This window comes from Candidatus Woesearchaeota archaeon (genome assembly GCA_018302225.1).
Taxonomy (GTDB): domain Archaea; phylum Nanobdellota; class Nanobdellia; order SCGC-AAA011-G17; family JAGVZY01; genus JAGVZY01.
In genome coordinates, this window is sequence record JAGVZY010000018.1 from 1 (window position 1) to 6,693 (window position 6,693).

The following is a 6,693-nucleotide window of genomic DNA, read 5'->3' on the forward strand; positions in this document are numbered from 1 at the left end:
ATTCCAAAAATCATTGAATTATATAAATCTGAAATGGAGGAGGAGCATAAATCACCACTTTATGAGGAATCACCAACTTATAGAATCTATCTTGAAAAAAATAATTATGACAAATATAACAATTTTAATACTATTTATTATACTATTAGTTCATCAACCTTACCAATAGATTATATTATTTATTTAAAAGACACCAAAAACAATAATAAACCCCCCCAGTTAGTAACTGGTCAGCTCGAAAAAAAAGAAAATGCTAATGGGATAAAAAGTTTTATTAATTCTAAAGATTATGATTCTATATGTATTAATTTAAGAAAAAAAGGAACCTACATAAGTTTGGACTATGATTGCTCGGATTCTACATTAAAAAATTATAGATGGAGTGAATATCCCCGCTATGAATCTATAGATTTATTTTATGAAAATATAAAAAGTTTATCTTCTGAAGAAAAAAAAGAGATAATAAATCAAGTCTTATTCACAAATAAACAAATAATTAATTCCTACCCCTATTTTTATGCAAACATAATAAAGACCGAATTAGACATGGCTAAGAGCGATTATAAACTACAAAATATCCATTTAGATTATAACCTCATTAAAGCTATAATTGCAATAGAATCCAATGGGTACCGTTCAATACGAAAAGACTACAAATTTGGTTTAATGCAGCTTAGTCAAAATCAGTGGTCTTATTCTCAGGGAGATAAAAGTATCAATCCAGATGGATTTAATCCCGCTTTGAATATTCGTGCAGGAATAAAATATTTTCTTTTTAATTATTACTTTTTTAATAATATTGATTTAACTTTAGCCTCTTTTAACTGCAAAGAATATAATTGTCTTAAAAACATTTTAGATTCAAAAGATTATGAAAGATCTGCAAATGAAAAGTTATTAACGTATAAACTTAATATTTTACAATCCAATCAAGATTATGTTTTTAAAGTTAAACTTGCTCAAAAAATCTTTCAAATATTAGAAAAAAACCCTTCTGCAACATCAAATGAAATTGAAAAAGAATTAGATAATCAAACAAATAATATAAACCCACAAAAAGTTGACGAACCTTATATAAATTTATTTTGTAAAAGTTTTATAGCTGAAGAATTATTAAACAAAAATTCTTTAATTGACAAAAATAAATTTACTTCTAAAGAAGTAACTACTTCAAATACTAGAAATGTGGTTTTAGAAGAAATAGAAAATAAACCTTCAAAGGTTAATCAAATCATAAGCAATTTAGATTCAAATAAAAAAGCGAACTTAATTAAAAAAGCTATACGTACTAATAAAAAAATAGAAGATTTAGGATATAATAATTTTATAGACGAAGCTTATAATAAATACTATATAGCTGGGAGTAAAATTGATAAAAATCTTATTAAAGCTATAATTGCACAGGAATCAGAAGCAAACACACAAATAGTAAATTCAGATCAAGATACTGGAGTAATGCAAATAATTCCCAGTACTTGGACTATGTTAACGAACTTAGATTTTAGACATGCTAAAGACCCACAAATAAATATAGAAATGGGTACAAAATATTTATTTTCAAACTACGACTCTCTTAAAGATGAAATTTCTGCAGTGGCTGCATATAATTGTGGTGTAAAATGCGTTCAAAGAGCTATAAAATCTAAAGTAAGCAAGGATTTTTCAATATATAAATCAAAAATCCCTTCATCGACAGCAGATACTTATGTTCCTAATATAATATTTATGTGGGAAATATTTAAATTATTAGAAAAAAATTCAGATTATTCTCAAAATCAGATTAAAGCAGACCTCTTAGTTCAAGGATTAATATAAGTTAATTAGTTCTAAATTAAAATGCGGGAGACAGGATTTGAACCTGCGTAGGCACTGAGCCACTAGCTCCTAAGGCTAGCCCGTTTGACCACTCCGGCACCCCCGCATATAATATAAGAATATCTAGCTTATTTTAAAAAGGTTTTGTTTAAAAAAGAGTTTAATTTTGTTGCAAGTTTCACTATATTTCTCTTTCCTTTTTCAAACAACATTTTTCGTACTTTTTTCCAGAACCACAGGGGCAAAGCCCCTTCTTTACAACACCGCCAAATATTTTTTTAATTAAAGGTTCAATTTCTTTTAATTCTAGATTAATTTTTTTCTCGTATAATTCAGGACATTCCATCATTTCAATAGCGCTATCAAGCTCAAGGTTTTCTTCTTTACTTAAATTCATTTTTTTAAGTTCTTTTAAAAAAGGAAGAACCTCCTTTTCATCATCATTAAAATTACAAATAAACATCGTTAAATCAAACCAACCTTGATATTTTTGGGGGTTATTGAGATAATCATTCAATAATCCCAATCTAAATTCTTTCCCTTTTGGATTATTAATTTTTGATAAAGTTTCAAATAAATAACTATGATAAATTTTATTTTTAAGTCCAGTTTCTAAGGAACAAATAATCTCTTCTACTGCAGAATTACCTATATTAACTAATGCTTCTAAAGCAATCTCACAATTTTCAAAGCAATCCCCATTTTCATTTTTTTCTATAAATTTTATAAGATATGGAATTGATTTTTTATTTTTTATTTTACTTAGAATTTCCAAAGAAAATAAGCAACTCCAAGTTTCTTCATTTTCTAAAAGTTCATGAATATAATTTAAAGAATTTTCCCCTTTCTTAATAATTTTATTAATTGTTGGTTCTAATTTTTTTCTAATTATATTATAATTTAGATTATCTTCTTTTTGATAGTCATAATTTTTTAATTCTTCAATTAAACCAATAAGTTCTTCATCATAATCATCATCCCAACCAAAATTTATCATTCTACTTGCTTTAATTACCTCTTTAGGAGGTTTTTCTCCATAAATTTCTTCATACATATCCGCAGGGGTCTTATTGGTATCACTTTGTTTTCTTACATAATTATACCAGTAAGCAAACTCTTCCATTTGAATTTTCTCTTCTTGTTCATTTTCTGGCTTTGGTCTATCTTTAAAAAACTCCTGCCAAGCCAAATCAAATTCTTTTTGTCCAAAAATAATTCCATCTTCTTTACTCAATTTTGATATATCCTCCCAAATCTTAATCTAAAATAGTTACTTTATCTTCTTGATTTAGTTCTTCTAAAACTTTATTTTCTTGTTCAAAAATAGTTCTTGGTTTAAAAAATACTCTTTTACTTTTTTCTTGCCAATCATAACAGTTTTTTAACTTATTCTTCCAAATCTGTAAATAATTATCATAACTTTCTTGATTATTTAAATATTTTTTAGAAATAACTTCTTCTAATTCTAAATGTGGCTCTTCAACTAAAAGGGCATTAGACTCGCTGCCCATTAAAAAGTGAGGTTCAATTCTTTGTTTAGAGACCATAATTTTAATTTTGTTATTATTGTGAGCTAAATCAAATAAAGGATGCGCCTTCCAAAAATCTTCACTTTTTTCAGCAAACCACCAATAAGCAAGTTCATTACTACGAATCTTATGATATTTTCTAAATATTTCATCTTCTACCGCAACATATGGATCACAAATAATATTCCAATTAATATTTTTAATCTCAGAAGAAAATCTTTCAATTAAACCAGAGTATAACTTTGGATCTAGCTCTCCATCTAAAGAATAAAGAGTTCTATTTTTATTAAAAAATTCTTCATAAACCTTTTCCACACTCTCACCTAAACTAATTTATGTAATTTTAAATAAACTTATTTGCCTTTTTTCTTCCACGAATAGGTTCTTTGCTTTGCAGATTTTCCAAAACCACATGAGCTACACTTTTTCTTACTTGCATGATAGGTTCTTCTTCCACATCTTCTACAAATTATAAAATTCTTCTTTCCTGACTTCCTACCCATTGAAGGTGTTCCTTTTGTCATACTTTTCTCCTAGAAAAAACCTGCCTTAAGTAGCAGGTGAAATCATAACTATTGTATCTCCTCTTATAAAAACAGTTCCTAACTTTCTTTTAAGTTGACCGTCGATATATTCTTCAGCATCATCTAAAACTGTGTTAATATGTATATCAAAAGCTTTTAATGCTCCGATAAATTGTTTATTATTCTTTGTTTCTACTAAAACTTTTTTGTTTCTGTTTAAATTCAACGCATCTAATGGTCTTGATGGATCCATGGTTAAAACCCCCTATAATATGATTTTTCAAAGAAAAAGATACTATTTAAACCTTTCTATATAAATAAAACTAAATTCAGAAAGTTATATAAATAGGATACTTTTTTTTAAAACCATGGCTATAACACAAACACGTTCAAAGAAAAAAGTTTCAGGTGGAAGATATATTACTTGTAGAACTAAAAAAATCTACGAACTAGGAAGATTACCTACATTTACAAAATTATCTGAACTAAAGAAAAAAAATCTAAGAACAAAAGCCGGCCATCAAAAAACAATTCTATTTAGCTCAAACATAGCAAATGTTTATTCTAAGAAAGACAAAAAGTACCACAAAGCAAAAATTCTTACAGTAGTCGATAATGCTGCCAATAGAAACTTTATTAGACGAAATATTATGACTAAGGGAGCAGTTATAGAAACAGATAAGGGTAAAGCAAGAATAACTAGCAGACCGGGTCAAGAAGGTACAATAAACGCTATTCTATTAGATTAAAGCCTTTTAAGCCAAAAATACCCATTTTCGAAACCTTTATAAATCAAATTTGCTTGTTTCTTATAAATGTTGCCTTTTTGCAAAATTTTCAAAGGAGAGTTAAATGACTACTTTTATTAAAAAATGTCCTGAATGTGGTAGTATTAATTTAATGTTCAATAAAGATAAAGGTGAAGTCATCTGTAAGGACTGTGGTTTAGTTATTGAAGAAAGAATGATTGATTTTAGCCAAGAATGGCGTGGGTTTGATCATGAACAATCTGCTTCAAGAAGACGTTCTGGTGCACCCCTAACAGCAACTAAATATGATAGTGGTTTAGGTACTGATGTAGGTCAAAGATCTGACATTAATTTATTAGACAGTAAATCAAGACATAAATTCACAAGATTAAGACAATGGCACTCAAGAGTTAGTACTGCTATTGAAAGAAATCTTAAAATTGCTTTAGCAGAACTAAAACGTGTTTCTAATTATTTAAAACTTCCAAAAGTAGTTGAAGAAGAATCTGCAACTATCTATAAGAATGCAGTTGTAAAAGGATTAGTAAGAGGAAGAAGTATGGAAAGTGTTGTAGCAGGAGCATTATATGCTGCATGTAGAATACATGAAGTTCCAAGAACATTAGATGAATTATCAGAAGCATCTGGTATAGATAAAAAAGAAATTGGAAGAACTTATAGATTTGTAACAAGAGAATTAGGAATTAGAATTTTACCTTCTAATCCTGTTGAATATATAGCAAGATTCGCAACATCTTTAAAATTAAATGCAGATACTCAAACAAAAGCTGTAGAAATTCTAGAAAAAGCCCAAAACTCAGAATTAACTTCTGGTCGTGGACCTACAGGAATTGCAGCCGCTTCATTATATGTCGCTGCTTTAATTAATAATGAAAAAAGAACACAAAGAGAAGTAGCAGATGTTGCTGGTGTTACAGAAGTTACAATTAGAAATCGTTATAAAGAACTATTAAAGAAACTAGATTTGGGTGGAAAAGTAAAAAAGAAAAGGAGAAGATAAACCTTGAAAAAATTAGATTCAAAAATAGAATATTTTGCAACACTTAAGAATTCTTTAGAGCAATTATTCCAAAACTTAATGTTAATAGTCCCTTCTTTAATTGCGGGTGCAATATCCTTTGTGTTGTTGCTTTTTATAGGAGGAATAGTTCTTATATCAACCTTAATAGGTAATAAAATATATTTAGTCCTTTTAATTCCATTTATTTTAGTTGCAGTTTTAGTTTCAATCTTTTTCCAAGTTGCTCTATTTGGAATGGTTTCAAAAGTCTCAATCGGTCTAAAAGCAACACTTTCAGAAGGTTTTGCTTATGCAAAGAAATTATTCCTTAAATATCTAGGTGCAACAATTTTGCTAGCCTTCGGTGCTCTTGTAATTTTTGGAATAGGTGTTTTATTAATTTATTTATTAACTTTTATACCCCACTGGATTAAATATCTTTTAATTTTCTTAATGGTTTTAATTTTAATAGTTATATTTTTCCTTTATTTATTCCACTGGTTTTTCTTAGAACCTGTTTTGATCTATAAAACTAAAGATATAATAAAATCAACTTTTAAAATCTTTTGTTTAAACAAAAAAGAATCGATAAACGCCGCTTTAGTTTTAATTCTAACTTCAGTAGCCTTAACTATATTTTTTATGATTTTATCTTTTATACCTATTATAAGCTCGTTAGTCTCAATAGCAATTTCATTATTTTTTACACCTTGGATTATCTTATACAAATTTAATATTTATAATCAATTAAAAAATAAATAATATCTTTACTTTACTGCGGTTTTAAGACTTTTCAATACTTCTGAAAGTTGATTTATCAGATTAGCAATCCAGATATTAATATAAGAATTAATAGAATCATATTCTTCTTTTGTGATTAAACTCCTAGTATAAGCAGTTTTACTATCTTTTTTTAGATCATCTGCAGCTTGGATTATATTATAAATATCTTTTACAAAACCATTACCTTTACCGTCTAATGCCTTTAAAAAAGAAACGTTAAATAAATCCATTTTTTCTTTTATTTGTTTATTTTTTATTTGCATTTAAATTAT

At 27.4% G+C, this 6,693-nt stretch carries 9 protein-coding genes and 1 tRNA gene; 4 read left to right on the top strand and 6 right to left on the bottom strand.

Annotation, left to right across the window (positions count from 1 at the left end; all coding sequences use genetic code 11):
* A partial coding sequence (locus tag J4403_04625; protein ID MBS3167458.1) for a transglycosylase SLT domain-containing protein occupies positions 1-1,815 on the top strand: 1,815 nt, incomplete at its 5' end.
* Positions 1,816-1,837: 22 nt separating this feature from the next.
* Here the strand turns inward: J4403_04625 and J4403_04630 are convergent.
* The 5 genes from J4403_04630 to J4403_04650 form a co-directional block, all read right to left on the bottom strand.
* A tRNA-Leu gene (locus J4403_04630) sits at positions 1,838-1,921 on the bottom strand.
* 75 nt (positions 1,922-1,996) lie between these two features.
* Positions 1,997-2,938, bottom strand: a complete 942-nt coding sequence (locus tag J4403_04635) for an SEC-C domain-containing protein (protein MBS3167459.1) — start codon at positions 2,936-2,938, stop codon at positions 1,997-1,999.
* A gap of 133 nt (positions 2,939-3,071) precedes the next feature.
* Positions 3,072-3,659: a hypothetical protein gene (locus J4403_04640; GenBank protein ID MBS3167460.1), complete on the bottom strand. Its 588-nt coding sequence runs from the start codon at positions 3,657-3,659 to the stop codon at positions 3,072-3,074.
* Between the two features lie 38 nt (positions 3,660-3,697).
* A complete protein-coding gene (locus J4403_04645; protein ID MBS3167461.1) occupies positions 3,698-3,868 on the bottom strand; it encodes a 50S ribosomal protein L37e in 171 nt (56 codons plus the stop codon).
* Positions 3,869-3,893: 25 nt separating this feature from the next.
* The gene (locus tag J4403_04650) at positions 3,894-4,121 is read right to left on the bottom strand and encodes a small nuclear ribonucleoprotein (GenBank protein MBS3167462.1); all 228 of its coding nucleotides are present in this window, start codon (positions 4,119-4,121) and stop codon (positions 3,894-3,896) included.
* A gap of 115 nt (positions 4,122-4,236) precedes the next feature.
* Here J4403_04650 and J4403_04655 point away from each other — a divergent pair, with 115 nt between their 5' ends.
* From J4403_04655 to J4403_04665, 3 genes are all read left to right on the top strand, one after another.
* Positions 4,237-4,617 (top strand): 30S ribosomal protein S8e, encoded by a 381-nt coding sequence (locus J4403_04655; protein MBS3167463.1) that lies wholly within the window; start codon positions 4,237-4,239, stop codon positions 4,615-4,617.
* A gap of 103 nt (positions 4,618-4,720) precedes the next feature.
* Complete coding sequence (locus J4403_04660) at positions 4,721-5,638, top strand: transcription initiation factor IIB (GenBank protein MBS3167464.1); 918 nt, start codon at positions 4,721-4,723, stop codon at positions 5,636-5,638.
* A gap of 3 nt (positions 5,639-5,641) precedes the next feature.
* The gene (locus tag J4403_04665) at positions 5,642-6,400 is read left to right on the top strand and encodes a hypothetical protein (protein ID MBS3167465.1); all 759 of its coding nucleotides are present in this window, start codon (positions 5,642-5,644) and stop codon (positions 6,398-6,400) included.
* A gap of 5 nt (positions 6,401-6,405) precedes the next feature.
* Here J4403_04665 and J4403_04670 read toward each other — a convergent pair whose 3' ends face one another.
* On the bottom strand, positions 6,406-6,651 hold the full coding sequence (locus J4403_04670; protein ID MBS3167466.1) for a hypothetical protein: 246 nt from the start codon (positions 6,649-6,651) through the stop codon (positions 6,406-6,408).
* Positions 6,652-6,693 lie beyond the last annotated feature (42 nt).